This is a genomic window from Polaribacter sejongensis, assembly GCF_038024065.1.
GTDB lineage: Bacteria > Bacteroidota > Bacteroidia > Flavobacteriales > Flavobacteriaceae > Polaribacter > Polaribacter sejongensis.
Genome location: NZ_CP150667.1, coordinates 3,314,415 through 3,329,936 on the forward strand (window position 1 = coordinate 3,314,415; position 15,522 = coordinate 3,329,936).

Sequence of the window (15,522 nt, forward strand, 5' to 3'; positions counted from 1 at the left end):
ATGTTTATGTTATCTTAATCGATATTAAAAATGAATATCTACTTGCAACCTAAAACGTAATTTATTTGTGCTAAAACCAATATCAGTATAGCTTAGGTCTGTTTGTACTTTTAATTTATGACCTGCCATGTATTTAGATACTCCTAAAGTATATTCATTTTCGGCTCCTTCACCTGTTATTTTTTTGTCTAAAGTAACGTTGGTGTAACGTGCAGATACTTCTATTGTTTTAGATACTAAATACCCTGTTTGTAAATTTAAACCATTACCAACCTGAACTGCATCTCCAGTTAAACTGCCATCAGAATTTTTAGCTAATGCATCGTCTGCATTTCTATTTGCATATTCTGCCATAAAGGAAAAACCATTATGTTTATACATCGCATCAAAATAAAGTGTAGAAATATTTGTAGAGAAAAAACCAGTATCATTATACATATAAGAACCTTGGTTACTTCTTGTTTTAGAAGCGTTGTTGTTAAAGTCGTAAGCAAAAGCTAACGATAGCTTTGGGTCTTTTTCAAATTTTAAATCACTTCCTAAATAATCTCCTTTACTTGCAAAATCTCCAAAAGGAAACAATTCTATTCTTGTAGTGTATTGATGTCCTCCTATATTACCTGTTGTAATATTTCTACCTTCTCCTTGCGCAATGGAAACTGTTTCTTTAACAAGAAAGCGATCTGAAAGGTTAAAATGGTGTTTTAATTGAATTCCCATATCTCTGTCTATATTAAAATTACTATTTAATATAGATCTGTCTACCATTTGCATATTGGCAGATGAAATTAAACGTTCTCTGTTTCCTGGAAGCTTTGTTTGTCCAAACCATAATACAAAATTTCCAGAAAAATTCCATTTTAAAACAGCGTCTAAAATATATCTAGGTGCATCGTGTGTAAACTCAGAAGCACCAGCTTGATCTCTGTTAGATAAACCTAATTCTACTTTATATTTTAGTTTTGGAGAAAAAGCAAAACCATCAAATTTTAAGCGAGATCTTCTAATTAACATAGAAGATTCCGGGTTAGATAACCCGTTACTTACATCCCATTTAGAAATTGCTAGTGTTTGAAATCTTAATCCAACCTTCATTGTAAAGGTACTGTCTTTACCAATTAAGTTAAAGAGGCCATTTCCAAATTTAGGTGCGTTTGTTTCTTGTGCTTGTATACTTAAAAAAGCACACATAATAATGAGAACTACTACTTTACGTAGTGTTGGAAATTGCATAATTATTAGTTTTTGTCGATGCAAAGAACCGTTAACAATGTTAAATTAATGTTAATTCAGTATTAAGTAAACAAAAAAACTGCCTTGGTGAGAGGCAGTAGATCATAAATTGTAGTCGACAAAAACTAATTTAATTTATGGTAATCTTTATTTCTAAAGAATAGTTCAAATATCTCACCAAAAATTAAAATGAATGTTTTTTCAAAATTAAAAAAATGTTAACGATTTATACCCGCTTAACATTTAGTTAATGTTTTTGTGATGCAAGCATAATTTAAAGCTAACATAGAATTTACAAATGCGGTGGACTTTTGCGGCAGTAAATTATACGAAAAAAATGAAAAAATTTTTATTTATTACTTTTTTAGCTTTTAGTCAATTATTAGTAGCCCAAAGTCAAGGTACATTAAAGGGTATACTATCTGACAAAGAAACAAATAATGAACCGTTGCCTTTTGCAAACGTTCTTATTAAAGGAACCGCAATGGGTACAACTACCGATTTTGATGGAAATTATGTATTAAAAGTACCAGCAGGAACTCATACTGTTGTTTTTAGTTTTTTAGGATACAAAACAATTGAAAAATCAATTACAATTGCTGTAGGAGAAACTTTAACGATAAATCAAATACTATCTGCAGAAGAAGGAGTTTCTTTAGAAGAGGTAGTCGTAAGGTCTTTTAAAAGTAAAGAAACAGTGTCTGCTTTGTTATTAGAGCAAAAGAAGGCTGTTACTATACAAACAAAAATTGGAGCTCAAGAATTATCAAAAAAAGGAGTTAGTGATGTTGCTGTAGCATTAACAAAAACAACAGGGATTTCTAAAGAACAAGGTTCTGGAGGCGTTTTTGTTCGTGGTTTAGGAGATAGATACAATGTTACTACTTTAAATGGTTTGCCTTTACCTTCTAATAATGCTTCAAGAAAAAATATAGATTTAGATATTTTTTCTACAGATATTGTAGGATATATTGGAATAGATAAGACGTATAATGCTAGTAATTATGGCGATTTTGCTGGAGCTAATGTTGATATAGCTTCTAAAAATTATACAGGAAAAGGTTTCTTTGAAGTAGGTGTTGGATCTGGTGTAAATTCAGAAGCAATTTCTCAAAGTGATTTTTACTTAACTGATGGTCCAAACACATCTGGTTTCTACAAGAAAAATTATCCTGCATTTCCTTTAAATAATTATAATTTTACTACAAGTTGGGATAGAGAAAAAACAGGAACTCCTATTAATTCTAGTTTTTCTATTAAGGGAGGAGACTCATATAGTTTAGGAGAAAATACAAAATTAAATATTTTTGCAGTTGCTTCTTTTGATAATGAGTTTAAATTTAAAGAAGGAGTTTCTAGAGGTAGTGTAAATGTTTCTGGTGTAGCAAGAAGAGATTACACTTTTAAAAGTTATGCATATGAAACGAATGCAACCTTTATGGGAAATATGGTTTTAAAACATAAAGATCACACTTTTAAATATAATGGTTTAGGAGTAAATACTTCTAGTCAGAAACAAGATGAATATGCAGGTACTGTAGATATTTTTGATTATGCACCTGAGGGAGGCGCATTTGTTCAGCGTCAAACATTTGAAAGAACACAGTTAATAGTTCATCAATTATTAGGAGATCATAGATTAAGTGATCAATTTCAAGTTAATTGGGGAGGTTCATATAATTTTGTAGATAATAAAGTGCCAAATAGAAGACAAGTTATCTTAACACCAGATAATTGGGATATTCCTGAGGGACCAAAATCTTTTAAACAAACAAATAATGAATCTGACAATCATAGGTTTTATCAAAATTTAGAAGAAGAAGAAGTTGCGGCTAATTTTGCTACTTCATATAAATTCAACAAAAATGAAGATGAAGAATATAAGGGTAAAATTACCTTGGGGTATAATGGAAGATTTAAAAATGTGAAATTTAGAGCAACTCAATTTAATTTTAGAATTTTAGATAAAAGTAATCAACCTATTATAAGTGATATTTATAATTTAGATGCTTATTTTAATCAAGATAATTTTAATGCAGGTTTGTTCGAAATAAAAACATTTAGAGGTGGGTTGGGAACAACAAGTACAAATGTTTTATTGCCACAAACGTATGACGGAGATCAAACAATCCATGCTGGTTATGTTTCTTTAGAATATGTTTTTTCTGATAAATTTTCAGGAGTTTTTGGTGTAAGAGGAGAAGATATCAATCAAACGATCTCTTGGACTACATCTTTAGATCCTTCTGGAGATTCTAGTGCTTTAAATATTTTTGAAATACTTCCAGCTATTTCTTTAAAATATATATTAAATGACGATCAAAATTTAAAATTTGCAACAAGTAAAACATATACATTGCCTCAGTATAAAGAAAGAGCTTTGTTTCAATACGAAGATGTAACTCAGGCGTATATAGGAAATCCAGCTTTATATGCTTCTACTGATTATAATGTCGATTTAAAATGGGATTATTTTCCTAAATCAAGTGAAATTATTTCTTTAGGTCTTTTCGGGAAATATATTCAAAATCCAATTAATGAAGCAACAATAAACTCTGCTTCAAATGATATTAGTTGGGTAAACTCTGGTGACAAAGCAACTGCATTTGGTGCAGAATTTGAAATACGAAAAACACTTTTCGATAAAGAGGTAGAAACTGATGATTACACTACGCTTAAAAACAACTTAACTTTAGGTTTTAACGCATCTTACATGAAATCAAATCAAGATTTAGATGGAGATAAAGTAGTTAAAGAAACAACAGAAAGAGGATTTCCTATGAGTGTAGATTTTACAAATGATGAAAGTAGAATTTCAGGAGCTTCAGACTTATTATTAAATACAGACGTAAGTTATTTTAAAGATTTTAAAAATAATAAAAGCCTACAAACAACTGTAGCATATAATTATTTTTCAGATAGAATCTTTGCTCTTGGTACAGAAGGTAAAGGAGATCTTATAGATGCTGGTGTTGGTACATTAGATCTTATTCTAAAAGGAAAATTAAGTAAGAACTTTGGGGTTAGTTTAACTGCAAAAAACCTATTAAACCCTACTATAGAAAGAAAGCAAGAAACACAAGATGTAGTTGTATCTTCTTATAAAGCAGGAATGAATGTTAAGTTATCGTTTTCATATAACTTTTAATTAACATTTGAATAACTAAACATTAATTTACAAGCAACATTAAGTTTAAGTACAAGTAAGTTATTTGTGGAAATAAAATAAAACAATAAAACGCATTTAAAAATGAAAAAACAAATTTTAAAATTAATGTTACTAATGGCTTCTACAGCATTTGTAGTTTCTTGTGGAAGTGATGATCCAGTTTTTACAGCTTCATGTACAGATGGTATACAAAATGGAGATGAAACAGGGATTGACTGTGGAGGTTCTTCTTGCAACGAATGTGTGGATGAGCAAAGTAATATATTAGAAGGTGAAGTTGCTGGAGATGTTCTTTTAGATGCTAGCGTAGAATATGAATTAACGGCTTCGTATGTCGTTCTAGATGGAGGAACCTTAACGATTCCTGCAGGAACAACAATTAAAGCTACTGGAGGTACTAGCTCTTATATAGCAGTGGCTCAAGGAGGAAAAATATTTATAGAAGGTAACTCAAGTAACCCAGTTGTTATGACTTCTGGTGCAGCGAACCCATCTGCTTCAGATTGGGGTGGTTTAGTAGTTTGTGGTAAAGCACCAACAAATGTAGGCGCTACTGCAACTTCTGAAGTTGCCGACTTAACTTATGGTGGTACAAACTCAACAGACAACTCTGGTAGTATTAGATATTTAAGAATAGAGTATACTGGTGCTACTTTTAATAGTTCTAAAGAATTTAACGGATTGTCTTTATTTGGTGTTGGTTCTGGTACTACTGTAGAGTATGTTCAGTCTTTTGAAGGTGGAGATGATGGAATTGAATTTTTTGGAGGAACAGTTAAAGGTAAATATTTAGTATCTACTAACAGTGGAGATGATTCTATTGATTTTGCTGATGGATGGGCAGGTACTGGAGAGTATTGGTACATTTCTGGTGGAGCTAAAGCAGGAATAGAAGGTTCTAACAACGGAGATAATGGAAATGCAAGTCCTGTAACAAATGCTACTTTAAAAAATATTACAGTAGTTGGTCCTGTAACAGAAGGAGCACTATACTTTAAAGAAGGTGGAGGAGACTTTTATGTAGATAACTTTTATATTGCTGGTGCTGATTTAGGAGTAAAAATAAAAGATACAGATACAGAAGCTGCAGCTAGAATTGAGGCAAGTGATTTAATTATGACAAATGTACAGTTTGCAGACAACGCAACTGGTTTTGTTCAAACAGATTATACAGGAGATAATCAGTCATTCATACAACAAGGTATTGCAACAGGTGCAGGAAACGGTGCAGCTGCTCCAGATTGGACTGCTGGATGGACAAGAGGTCTAAGTAATAGTGGTGTTACTAATGAAAACTTAGCAGGTGAGGTAACAGGAAATGTTTCTTTAAATGCTAATGTAGAATATGAATTAACTAGTTCTTTTGTAGTAAAAGATGGTGGTTCTTTAACGATTCCTGCAGGAACAATAATTAAAGCAACCGGAGGAACAAGTTCGTATATCGCAGTTGCTCAGGGAGGTAAAATTTATATCGAAGGTACTTCTACTAATCCAGTAGTAATGACTTCTGGTGCAGTGAACCCATCTGCTTCAGATTGGGGTGGTTTAGTGGTTTGTGGTAAAGCTCCAACAAATGTTGGTGATGTAGCTACTTCTGAAGTTGCAGATCTTACTTACGGAGGAACAGTTTCTAATGATAATTCTGGAAGCATTAAGTATTTAAGAATCGAATATTCAGGAGCTACTTTTAATAGTTCTAAAGAATTTAATGGTTTATCTTTATTTGGTGTAGGTTCTGGTACTACTGTAGAGTATGTTCAGTCTTTTGAAGGAGGAGATGACGGAATCGAATTTTTTGGAGGAACTGTTAATGGTAAATATTTAGTTTCTACAAATAGTGGAGATGATTCAATTGATTTTGCTGACGGATGGGCAGGAACTGGAGAATACTGGTATATATCTGGTGGTGCTAAAGCAGGAATAGAAGGATCTAATAACGGAGATAATGGAAATGCAAGTCCTGTAACAAATGCTACATTAAAAAACATTACAGTAGTTGGTCCCGTAACAGAAGGTGCTTTATACTTTAAAGAAGGTGGTGGTAATTTTACTGTCGATAACTTATTTGTTTCTGGTGTTAACTTAGGAGTAAAAGTAAAAAGTACAGATGCAGAAGCTGCTGTTAGAATTGAGTCTGGAAATTTAGTAATGACGAATGTAGAGTTTGCAGATAGTGTAACTGGATTTGTTATGACGGATTATATAGGTGTTAACCAAAGTTTTATTACTAATGGTACAGCTACAGGTGCAGGAAATGGAGCTGCCGCTCCGGATTGGACTAATGGTTGGACAAAAGGTTTATAAGATTTAATAATATTATAAATAAAGAAAGCAGGCTGAAAAGTCTGCTTTTTTTAGCTTAAATTAATAGGTGTAATTTGCTGTTTAAGGCCTTTTAGTTTTGAATGCAATGAGAGCGATATACAATACTTAAATTAGTAGATTTAAAGCTTCAATCGACCCTGAAAATCAATTATGTTTGATACTAGAAAACAAAGTATTAAAGGTTTCTAAGGGTGTATACAAAAGCCATAAATTATTGATTAACTAAAGATCGTTTCATTTCTGACAAACAACAATTTTTCTTATATTAATAAACGACCAAAAGCAAAACAAAAAAAACGCACCCTAGAGTGCGTTTTTTGTTTTATAAAGTAAGAAATGTATTAGAATCTCCAACCAATATTAACACCTAATCTAGGTACTAAAGTAGGTGAGTTAGATCCAAATAAGTTTCTACCAATACCAGCGTGTACATCAATAGTTAAACCACTTCCTGTAATATACTTTGTACCAACAGCAACACCTAAGGCACCATCTGTATATTTGTTATCGTAAACTCCAGGGTTGTTTTCTTCATCAGACTCTTCTTTTCCAGAATTAATTCCTAAAAAAGCTTCACCAAAAAAGTTCCATTCTTCGTTTGTAGAAAAATAATTACGATAATAAGGTGTAATCATCGTGTTTTCATTGTATCTAAAACTGTCATCTTGATTGGCTAAGTTAAATAAAGCAGAAATACCAAAAGAAGAACTTTCAGAGATGTAGTTTTCATAAGAAAACTCTAAACTTTTTATAACCAATGCATCTCCAATGTCTAATTTAATTTCTTGTTGTGCGTAGCTTAAAGTACTCGCTAAAAGTCCGAAAGCTAAAAGTAATTTTTTCATGTTTTTTGTTTTTTTGTATTTAATGATTTTTATAGAGTGCAAATCTAATAAATAAGATTGGTTTTAGAATCTATATCCTAAAGAGATTCCACCTCTACCTACAGCCTCTAAAGAGCCGTTATCTCCACCTAAATTGCGTCCTATTCCTAAATATATTTCTGTTGTAAACCCTTTTTTAGAAATAAATTTCCCTCCAACAGAAATACCAACGGCAAATTCTGTTTTAGTTTCATCATTGCGCTGTGTATTATAATTTCCAGAGTTTGTAATATAAACGTCGTAATTATTGTTTTCATAAGAGTGTAACATCCCAAAACCCTCCACAAAAAAACCTCTAGCAAATTTGTTAGAGAAGTATCTTCTATAAAAAGGCGTTAAAGAAAATTTTCGATACTCATCTAGATCTTCATTATTGTCAAACCCCACTAAAACTCCAACTCCAAAAGAAGATTCATCATTAATTAAGTATTCATAAGAAACATCTATCCATTCAAAAACTAGTGCACCCAAGACATTTAATTTTACTTCGTGTTTTTTATTGATGTCTTGTGGGTATTGTTCTTCTTTTTCTTGAGCAATTGAAATTGCTGAAATAAACAATAAAAGGCATAATGTAATTTTTTTCATAATAGTTTTTTTTGGTTGATGTAACAAACGTATTAAAAAAGCACTCAAGTTTCTAAAAAATAGCTCTCAATTGCACACTTCCGGTATGGATTGTTTTTGTGCTTTCACTCTTTCTACCTAAATAAGATAAATTCAGATTTAAAAAAGCATTCAATTTTTGATTGAATAAAAGATTCCAAGTGTAATTTTTTCCATCTTGTAAACCTTCTAACATTTGGTAGGCAACGGGCGAGTTGGTATCTCCTGTAAAATCATTTAAAAATACGTTTGCATTGGCCGAAATTTGATTCTTTTTACTATTGATGTAGAAATATTCAATTCCGAATTTTTGTTGCTTCAAATGTTCGAAATCTGCGAGTTGGTTTTCTTTATTTTTAAAGTGATAAAAAGCAGTTAGACGATTACTGTCATTATATAAAAAACTAATTTTTGGTTGAAACTCGTGTGCACTAATGGTGTAGTTTCTGTTGTTGAAATTGGCTGTTTTTAAATCATTTTCAGCGGTTTTACCCATTAACTCAAGCAACCAAAAAGTTGCGAATTTATGTGCAAAATCTAGCTGATGTAACTCAATGTTATTTTCTTGATTTCCGATAAAGTACTGTAGCTTATTTCTGTTTTTTCCATAGGTATACGTTGTGCTATATTTTTGAAGGTTTCTGTTGAAATATAGACTATTTCTAAGACTGAAATTTAAACCAATCAGTTTACTTTCATCAAAATCAAAAGGATTAAAATTAAAAGAATTTCTTATTCTTTGCTGTTCATTTTCTACACTTAAAAAACTCTGATTGTAAAAATTAGAAAGCAATTTTTTAACCCCATTTTTAGCTGTCCAAATTCTTGGATTTAAAGTGATAGACTGCGTAAATTTTGCACGTTGCGTGGCAATAAATTGCAAGTTTGGTTTTGGTAAACGCAAATATTCCGCTTGATCTTGAAATTCTGCAACTTCAAATTCATCAAAATCCTTAACGCCATCGCTGTTATAATCTATCCAAGTATAATAGCCCAAACCAGGTTCTGTTTTTACATAAATATATTCTTGTTGGGCAACGTTACCCGATGAGGTTTCATAAACGGTTCCTAAATTGATGAAACTATTAAATAATTCCTGATTAAAAACAACTTTAGAATTCAACGATTTTTCATTTTCGGTAAACTTGTTTTCTGTAAGTCTGTAATTGGCAAAAACACTTAAATTGGTTTGTTTGTTCTGAATGATTTTACTGTTGATATAAAACGTTTTTCTATTATTGATTTCTGTAAAATTGTTCGATTTGATACTGTCGTTATTCCTGTAATTAAACCCCATTTTAGCAAATACATTAGTAGAGTCTCCAATACCAAAATAAGCTTCATATTCTTTAAATTTATGACTGGTATTTATAAATTCTTGTGTAGTAAGATCTTTTCTGCTATTGGTTTCAAAGTTGATAAACGCACCCAACCATTTTTTATTAAAATCTTGTTCTGCTTTCGCTTTTGCTGTAAAAAAGGAGTTATCTTCTGTAGTTGAGGTGTTTTTTAAAAAACTACCATTTACATAAAAAGAAGTATTTTTTAACTTCATTTTAGATTGGAGTTCATGTTTGTTACCAGAAAAAATATCTTTATAATTTAGGTTGTTGTATCGATATAGAATAAAATCCTCCTTTTTATTTTGTAAACTAAATTCCGACTGAAAGTAGCTTTTCGTTGCGTCGTTTGTTAAAATATTCCAATCTCTATTAAATTCTACAGATTCCCAACGTTGAGCTGTTTTAAAATTATTTTGCACAAATTCATGACTTACATTACTTTGTAATTTCCATTTTTTATCAATTAAAGTTTGTTGCCAATTTACCTTTGTTGCAATTGCTTTATTTTGGGCATCATCTATAGTAGAAAACAAATTGGCATCATTATTACTCAGTGCAACTTCTGTATTAATAATTGTTTTGTCCGAAGGATTGTATGCAGATTGAACAATAAATAACTGAGATTTTGTTGGTGGAGTTAAACGAATGATAGGGTTATAATTTCCTTGATTTGTACCCACAAACAAAAAGATATTTCCGATTGCTGTGGTTTCATCTAAAACATAATCTCCTAAATTGTTACCAACATTAGAAAAAGTTACCGTGTATAATTCATCTGTAGCATTATTGGAGTATTCAAAAATTTCTTTACTACCGTTTAAAACCTTTTTATAAAGAATTTTATTTTCATTAAAAGCATCTTCATAGGCACTTTCTGCAATCATTAAATCTGTATTGTTACCAGCACTTTGTAAGATTTGTTTTTGTTCTGCAGTTAAATTTTGTTGAATAGGTTGATTTTTAGCATCATTCTCCGAATAAAAATATCCAGCAATGCTGAATTTATCGCCTTCATAAGAAGCTTCATCGTAGGTTATAAAACGCGTATAATTTCTTTCGGAATACTGAAAATCAATCTGGATTCTCATATCATTGGTAATTGGGTACGTAGTGTTAAATTCTATTTCTCCTAGATTATAATCGATGGTATAATCATTTTCTTCTCCTCGGTTAATCTGAATTCCGTTGATAAATACCTTCTCGCTGCCTTCAATCATTAAAATAGCAGTTTCATTATTGGCTCCTAAAATTTTATACGGACCTTGATTTCCTTCTATACTCGTAATGTTATACGAGCTAAATTGTCCTCTAACCACAGCACCAGACGCAGCAACTTTAAGATTGTCGTTAATTTGTGCTTCTACCAATAAACCAGAAACTTGTTTGGTAAATGGTAAGAAGTAACTTTTGGTATTTTGTAATGAAATATCACCCGCTTTTACGCGCCAATTATCTGTAAACATTTCAATAAAAATACGATCAAAATCGGTAATGTTTTGAGAATACCCATTTTCTTGTATGGGAATATTTGTATCAAAAATATTGGCTCTTAACGTGACGTCTTTAGAGAGTTTACCCGATATTTCTAAATCTAAAGCAGAGTTTGTAACTGCATTTTGGTTATTACCAGACGTAATTCCTCTCGTTATAAAACCTTTGGTTTGTAAGCCATCAAATAATTTGATGTCCGATGCTTTTTTATTGGTGGTTAAACTGTATAATTTACCCGTATTTGTGCCGTTTGGAAGGATAAATTTCTCATCAAAAGGTGTGTAAACTTTGGTGATAAAATCTGGAAGCCTAAAATATTCAACTGTAATTTCAGTGTGTTTTGCTGAATTGATAATTAAAACGGCATTGCTAAAATCGATGGTATATTCAGAAAATGGAATTTCCTTTAAAAAAGCATCTAAGACTTTGAGTTTATCAGGATTTAAAGCCACAGAATCTAATTGAATAGTGTCTTTTTCAATCAAATATTTTTGCACTCTAAAATCTTTAGATACAGTTTGAGATTGGACCGTGAATCCAATAAAAAGTAAAAAGAAGAAGAGAATTCTTTGAATCATAAAAAACTATACGTTTTAAACGTAAAAATATGTTTTTTAATGTTTGAATAATAAAATTAGAACAGCGATTGCTGTTTTACTGGGTTTTCGTGCGACAATAACCATTTTTTACGCCAAATTCCGCCAGCATAACCTGTTAAAGAACCATCAGATCCTATAACTCTATGACACGGAATAATAATCCAAATTGGGTTTTTACCATTTGCAGAAGCAACCGCTCTTATGGCTTTTACGTCACCTAAAGCTTTACTTTGTTCTAAATAGGTTCTTGTTTTATTAAAAGGAATATTCAATAATTCGTCCCATACTTTTTTCTGAAATTCGGTTCCTTGTGGATTTAATTTTAAATCGAAATCAGTTCTTTCTTCAGAAAAGTATTGATCTAATTGAGTGACACATTCTTGTAAACATTCAGGGATTTCAGAATTCGTCACTTCTACAACTTCGAGTGCACTCGAGAAGTCTTCATCTATAACAGAAACAGATTGGATTCCGTTTTCATCACCGACAATTTTTGCGGTTCCTAAAGGTGTTTTGTAGTATGTGGTTTTTATTGTCAATTAGATCGTGTATGCTTGTTATATTTGAAGACGCAGGTTTAATTTTGCTCCTAACGCATTAAAAATTTTCATAACTGTTTCAAAAGTTACATTTCCAGTACTATTTTCTAATCTAGATATTTGTGCTTTTTTTACACCAACGAGGTCACCTAGTTGTTCTTGAGTTAATTTTCTTTTTTTTCTGGCAGTTTTAATCATATCACCAATTAACTCAAGTTTTAATTCAAATTCATATTCTTCTCTTTCTTTAGTTCCTTTTTTTCCAATTAAAAGGTCTTCTGCTTCATCTAAAGTATAGCTTTTCATTTCTTTTTATTTTTTAGATAATTCAATCTTATTTTATCAGCTTTTTCGAGCTCTTTTTTATCTACTTTACTAGTTTTCTTTACAATACCATGAGTCGCAAAGACTAAGGTTTCGTTTTTGTTTTCTTTGTCCCAAAAAGCTAAAAGTCTAATTTGTTTTCCAGAGTATAAAGTTCTAAACTCCCAAATTTCACTATTTAATTTCTTGAAAAATTTTGGATCTGAATGTTGTTCAGCTCTCCTTATATTTTGAAAAATTTTATTTCTAGTTTTAAGATCTTGTTTTTGAATAAATTCAAACGCTTCTTCCAATAATCTAGTCTCAAAGCGTTTTATCATTTTCTATAAACTTTATTCAAAGATAACAAAAAGTTTCGTTAAATGTAAACTTTTTGTTTTTTTCTCTGCTTAAACACCAAAAACATCTTTAGAATTCTGAGTAGTAATGGATGCAATTTCATCAAAAGAAAGTCCGTAAATATCTACCAATTTATCAACAACGTTGGTTAAATAAGCACTTTCATTTCTTTTTCCTCTGTATGGAGTTGGTGCTAAATAAGGCGCATCGGTTTCTAAAACAATGTGTTTGATGTCAATTTCATTCAGAAATTTATCAATCTTACCATTTTTAAACGTAGCAACACCACCAATTCCTAATTTCATATTGTAAGAAATAGCTTGTTTTGCTTGTTCTAAAGTCCCTGTAAAACAGTGAAAAATCCCTCTTAAATCATCACTTTTTTCAGATTCTAATACTTCAAAAACTTCATCAAAAGCATTTCTACAGTGAATGTTAATCGGCATTTTTCTTTCTTTTGCCCACTGAATTTGTGTTCTAAAAGCATCTTGCTGTTGTGTTAAAAATGTTTTATCCCAATATAAATCCATTCCGATTTCGCCAATAGCATAAAATTTCTTTTCATCAATCCATTTTTTAACATGCGCTAGTTCTTCTAAGTAGTTTTCTTTTACAGAAGTAGGGTGTAAGCCCATCATTAAAAAAACATCATTTGGATAGTCTTTTTCTAATTGTAACATTTTATCTGTGTACGTAGAATCTATCGCAGGAATAAAAAAACGAGTAACACCAGCGTTTTTAGCGCGTTGCATCATTTCTGATTGATCTTCTTTAAACTGACTAGAATATAAATGGGTGTGCGTATCTGTAATCATGTTGTGTAAAATTTCAGCTGCAAAACTACAAATTATTCTTAGTGAAAAGGGCTATTGTTTAGCGTTTTATAAAACGTACCTTTGCAGAAAAATATTAAGAATGACTTTTCAAGATTTAGGAATCTCTAATCAATTACAATATGCTATTGACGATTTGGGTTATGTAACGCCAACGCCAATACAAGAACAAGCATTTTCTGTTGTAAGATCGGGGAAAGATGTAGTAGGAATTGCGCAAACAGGTACCGGAAAAACTTTTGCGTATATGATGCCTATTTTGCAAGAATTAAAGTTTTCTAAGCAACAACACCCTCGAGTTTTGGTATTAGTGCCAACGCGTGAGCTTGTTTTACAAGTAGTTGAACAGATAGAACAATTATCTAAATATATTAATACGCGTGTTTTAGGTGTGTATGGTGGTGCAAACATCAATACCCAAAAACAAGCTATTTTACAAGGGCAAGATATTATTGTGGCAACTCCTGGTCGTTTATATGACTTGGCGTTGAGCAATGCTTTAAAGCTAAAATCTATTCAGAAATTAGTAATTGATGAGGTAGATGTAATGTTAGATTTAGGATTCCGTTTTCAGTTGATGAATATCTTTGACGTGATTCCAGAAAGAAGACAAAACGTTTTGTTTTCTGCTACAATGACGGAAGATGTAGATTTGTTAATTTACGATTTCTTTAAAAATCCAGAAAAAATATCTGTTGCAGTAAGTGGAACACCGCTAGATAATATTGAGCAAGTTTCTTATAATTTACCTAACTTTTTTACCAAAGTTAATTTGTTACATGAGCTTTTAGCAGATAAAGAAACCTATAATAAAGTATTGATTTTTGTTGGTTTTAAAAGAACTGCAGATTTGTTATTTAAGCACTTACAAGAAGTGTTTAATGATGAAATGTGTGTGATTCACTCTAATAAAACGCAGAATTATAGAATTCGTTCTATAAAACAGTTTGATGAAGGTAAAAACCGAATTTTACTAGCTACCGACGTAATGGCGCGTGGTTTAGATTTTGATAATGTTTCTCATGTTATCAATTTTGATACTCCGGAATTTCCTGAAAATTATATGCATAGAATTGGTAGAACGGGTCGTGCAGAGAGAGCAGGTAAAACGATTCTTTTTTCCACTCCTAAAGAGCAAGAAACAAAGAAAGGTATAGAGGAATTGATGAATTATGAAATTCCGGTTTTAGACTTACCTGAAGACTTAGAAATTTCTAAATTATTAACAGAAGATGAACGTCCGAAAGAAGATCAAGGAATTTCTAAGAACAGAACTTCTTTAGAATATGTTCCAGGACCTGCGTTTCATGAAAAGAGTGAGAAAAATAGCCAAATAAATTTAGGAGGTTCTTACAGACGAGAAATTGCTGCAAAATATAAGAAACCTAAAACAAGAGGAGATAAAAACTACAACAAGCATAACAAGAAAAAGAAAAAATAATGCAGATTTTAACAGCACAAGAATTGCATAATTTGGCAATGAACATTGTTGGTAAGAAGCTTACAAAAATGGGGTATGAATTTCAGGCTATAAACAGTCAGTTAAAAAGACATCCCCAATTTGTGTTATTTAAAAAGGGAGAACCTACTATTTTTGTCTTGGTAAAAGCGAGTAATAATATTCAAAATCCGAATGAATACGATACCATTTGGATGGAGACTTTTAAAAGTCACGCTAAAAAACAAAATGCCAAAGTTTGGTTTGCTGGCGTAGGAATTGCCAACGCAGAAAGTGTTGAAAGTCCTGTTTTTAAAGATCAGCCTTACTACGAGGCTTTTGATGATTTTATTAAGATATTGGAGTAGAGTTGTTTGAGGTTGTTGTATTTGATGTTGT

The 15,522-nt window shown here is 31.3% G+C and carries 12 protein-coding genes; 4 read left to right on the plus strand and 8 right to left on the minus strand.

Translation table 11 applies throughout. The features are described from left to right. Positions 1-24 precede the first annotated feature (24 nt). Positions 25-1,233 carry a porin gene (locus tag WHD08_RS13805; protein ID WP_208890430.1) on the minus strand — a complete coding sequence of 403 codons (1,209 nt, stop codon included), beginning with the start codon at positions 1,231-1,233 and terminating at the stop codon, positions 25-27. 337 nt (positions 1,234-1,570) lie between these two features. Here WHD08_RS13805 and WHD08_RS13810 point away from each other — a divergent pair, with 337 nt between their 5' ends. Both WHD08_RS13810 and WHD08_RS13815 read left to right on the plus strand, forming a co-directional pair. After that, complete coding sequence (locus WHD08_RS13810) at positions 1,571-4,381, plus strand: TonB-dependent receptor (RefSeq protein ID WP_208890429.1); 2,811 nt, start codon at positions 1,571-1,573, stop codon at positions 4,379-4,381. A gap of 102 nt (positions 4,382-4,483) precedes the next feature. Continuing rightward, positions 4,484-6,706 (plus strand): hypothetical protein, encoded by a 2,223-nt coding sequence (locus WHD08_RS13815; RefSeq protein ID WP_208890428.1) that lies wholly within the window; start codon positions 4,484-4,486, stop codon positions 6,704-6,706. 362 nt (positions 6,707-7,068) lie between these two features. On the opposite strand, the gene WHD08_RS13820 is transcribed toward WHD08_RS13815, so the two are convergent. The 7 genes from WHD08_RS13820 to WHD08_RS13850 all read right to left on the minus strand — a co-directional run bounded on the left by WHD08_RS13820 (position 7,069) and on the right by WHD08_RS13850 (position 13,667). Continuing rightward, positions 7,069-7,572, minus strand: coding sequence for a DUF3575 domain-containing protein (locus tag WHD08_RS13820; RefSeq protein WP_208890427.1), 504 nt, complete (start codon positions 7,570-7,572; stop codon positions 7,069-7,071). Positions 7,573-7,635: 63 nt separating this feature from the next. Further along, a complete protein-coding gene (locus tag WHD08_RS13825) occupies positions 7,636-8,199 on the minus strand; it encodes a DUF3575 domain-containing protein (protein WP_208890426.1) in 564 nt (187 codons plus the stop codon). Between the two features lie 52 nt (positions 8,200-8,251). Next, positions 8,252-11,629: a hypothetical protein gene (locus WHD08_RS13830; RefSeq protein WP_208890425.1), complete on the minus strand. Its 3,378-nt coding sequence runs from the start codon at positions 11,627-11,629 to the stop codon at positions 8,252-8,254. A 56-nt stretch (positions 11,630-11,685) separates the two neighbouring features. After that, positions 11,686-12,183, minus strand: coding sequence for a methylated-DNA--[protein]-cysteine S-methyltransferase (locus WHD08_RS13835; RefSeq protein ID WP_208891177.1), 498 nt, complete (start codon positions 12,181-12,183; stop codon positions 11,686-11,688). Between the two features lie 24 nt (positions 12,184-12,207). Next, on the minus strand, positions 12,208-12,495 hold the full coding sequence (locus WHD08_RS13840) for a helix-turn-helix domain-containing protein (protein WP_166387585.1): 288 nt from the start codon (positions 12,493-12,495) through the stop codon (positions 12,208-12,210). After that, positions 12,492-12,833 carry a type II toxin-antitoxin system RelE/ParE family toxin gene (locus WHD08_RS13845; protein WP_166387587.1) on the minus strand — a complete coding sequence of 114 codons (342 nt, stop codon included), beginning with the start codon at positions 12,831-12,833 and terminating at the stop codon, positions 12,492-12,494. The genes WHD08_RS13840 and WHD08_RS13845 overlap by 4 nt, the downstream gene beginning before the upstream one ends. A gap of 69 nt (positions 12,834-12,902) precedes the next feature. Beyond that, positions 12,903-13,667, minus strand: coding sequence for a TatD family hydrolase (locus WHD08_RS13850; protein WP_208890424.1), 765 nt, complete (start codon positions 13,665-13,667; stop codon positions 12,903-12,905). Between the two features lie 100 nt (positions 13,668-13,767). Here WHD08_RS13850 and WHD08_RS13855 point away from each other — a divergent pair, with 100 nt between their 5' ends. Continuing rightward, positions 13,768-15,126, plus strand: a complete 1,359-nt coding sequence (locus WHD08_RS13855) for a DEAD/DEAH box helicase (protein ID WP_165731833.1) — start codon at positions 13,768-13,770, stop codon at positions 15,124-15,126. Then, on the plus strand, positions 15,126-15,491 hold the full coding sequence (locus tag WHD08_RS13860; RefSeq protein WP_208890423.1) for a Na(+)-translocating NADH-quinone reductase subunit F: 366 nt from the start codon (positions 15,126-15,128) through the stop codon (positions 15,489-15,491). The genes WHD08_RS13855 and WHD08_RS13860 overlap by 1 nt, the downstream gene beginning before the upstream one ends. Positions 15,492-15,522 lie beyond the last annotated feature (31 nt).

What these genes read in the sequence shown, in the direction of transcription:
- WHD08_RS13805 (WP_208890430.1), bottom strand. Translation starts at nt 1,233, where the DNA reads ATGCAATTTCCAACACTACGTAAAGTAGTAGTTCTCATTATTATGTGT.
- WHD08_RS13810 (WP_208890429.1), top strand. Translation starts at nt 1,571, where the DNA reads ATGAAAAAATTTTTATTTATTACTTTTTTAGCTTTTAGTCAATTATTA.
- WHD08_RS13815 (WP_208890428.1), top strand. Translation starts at nt 4,484, where the DNA reads ATGAAAAAACAAATTTTAAAATTAATGTTACTAATGGCTTCTACAGCA.
- WHD08_RS13820 (WP_208890427.1), bottom strand. Translation starts at nt 7,572, where the DNA reads ATGAAAAAATTACTTTTAGCTTTCGGACTTTTAGCGAGTACTTTAAGC.
- WHD08_RS13825 (WP_208890426.1), bottom strand. Translation starts at nt 8,199, where the DNA reads ATGAAAAAAATTACATTATGCCTTTTATTGTTTATTTCAGCAATTTCA.
- WHD08_RS13830 (WP_208890425.1), bottom strand. Translation starts at nt 11,629, where the DNA reads ATGATTCAAAGAATTCTCTTCTTCTTTTTACTTTTTATTGGATTCACG.
- WHD08_RS13840 (WP_166387585.1), bottom strand. Translation starts at nt 12,495, where the DNA reads ATGAAAAGCTATACTTTAGATGAAGCAGAAGACCTTTTAATTGGAAAA.
- WHD08_RS13845 (WP_166387587.1), bottom strand. Translation starts at nt 12,833, where the DNA reads ATGATAAAACGCTTTGAGACTAGATTATTGGAAGAAGCGTTTGAATTT.
- WHD08_RS13850 (WP_208890424.1), bottom strand. Translation starts at nt 13,667, where the DNA reads ATGATTACAGATACGCACACCCATTTATATTCTAGTCAGTTTAAAGAA.
- WHD08_RS13855 (WP_165731833.1), top strand. Translation starts at nt 13,768, where the DNA reads ATGACTTTTCAAGATTTAGGAATCTCTAATCAATTACAATATGCTATT.
- WHD08_RS13860 (WP_208890423.1), top strand. Translation starts at nt 15,126, where the DNA reads ATGCAGATTTTAACAGCACAAGAATTGCATAATTTGGCAATGAACATT.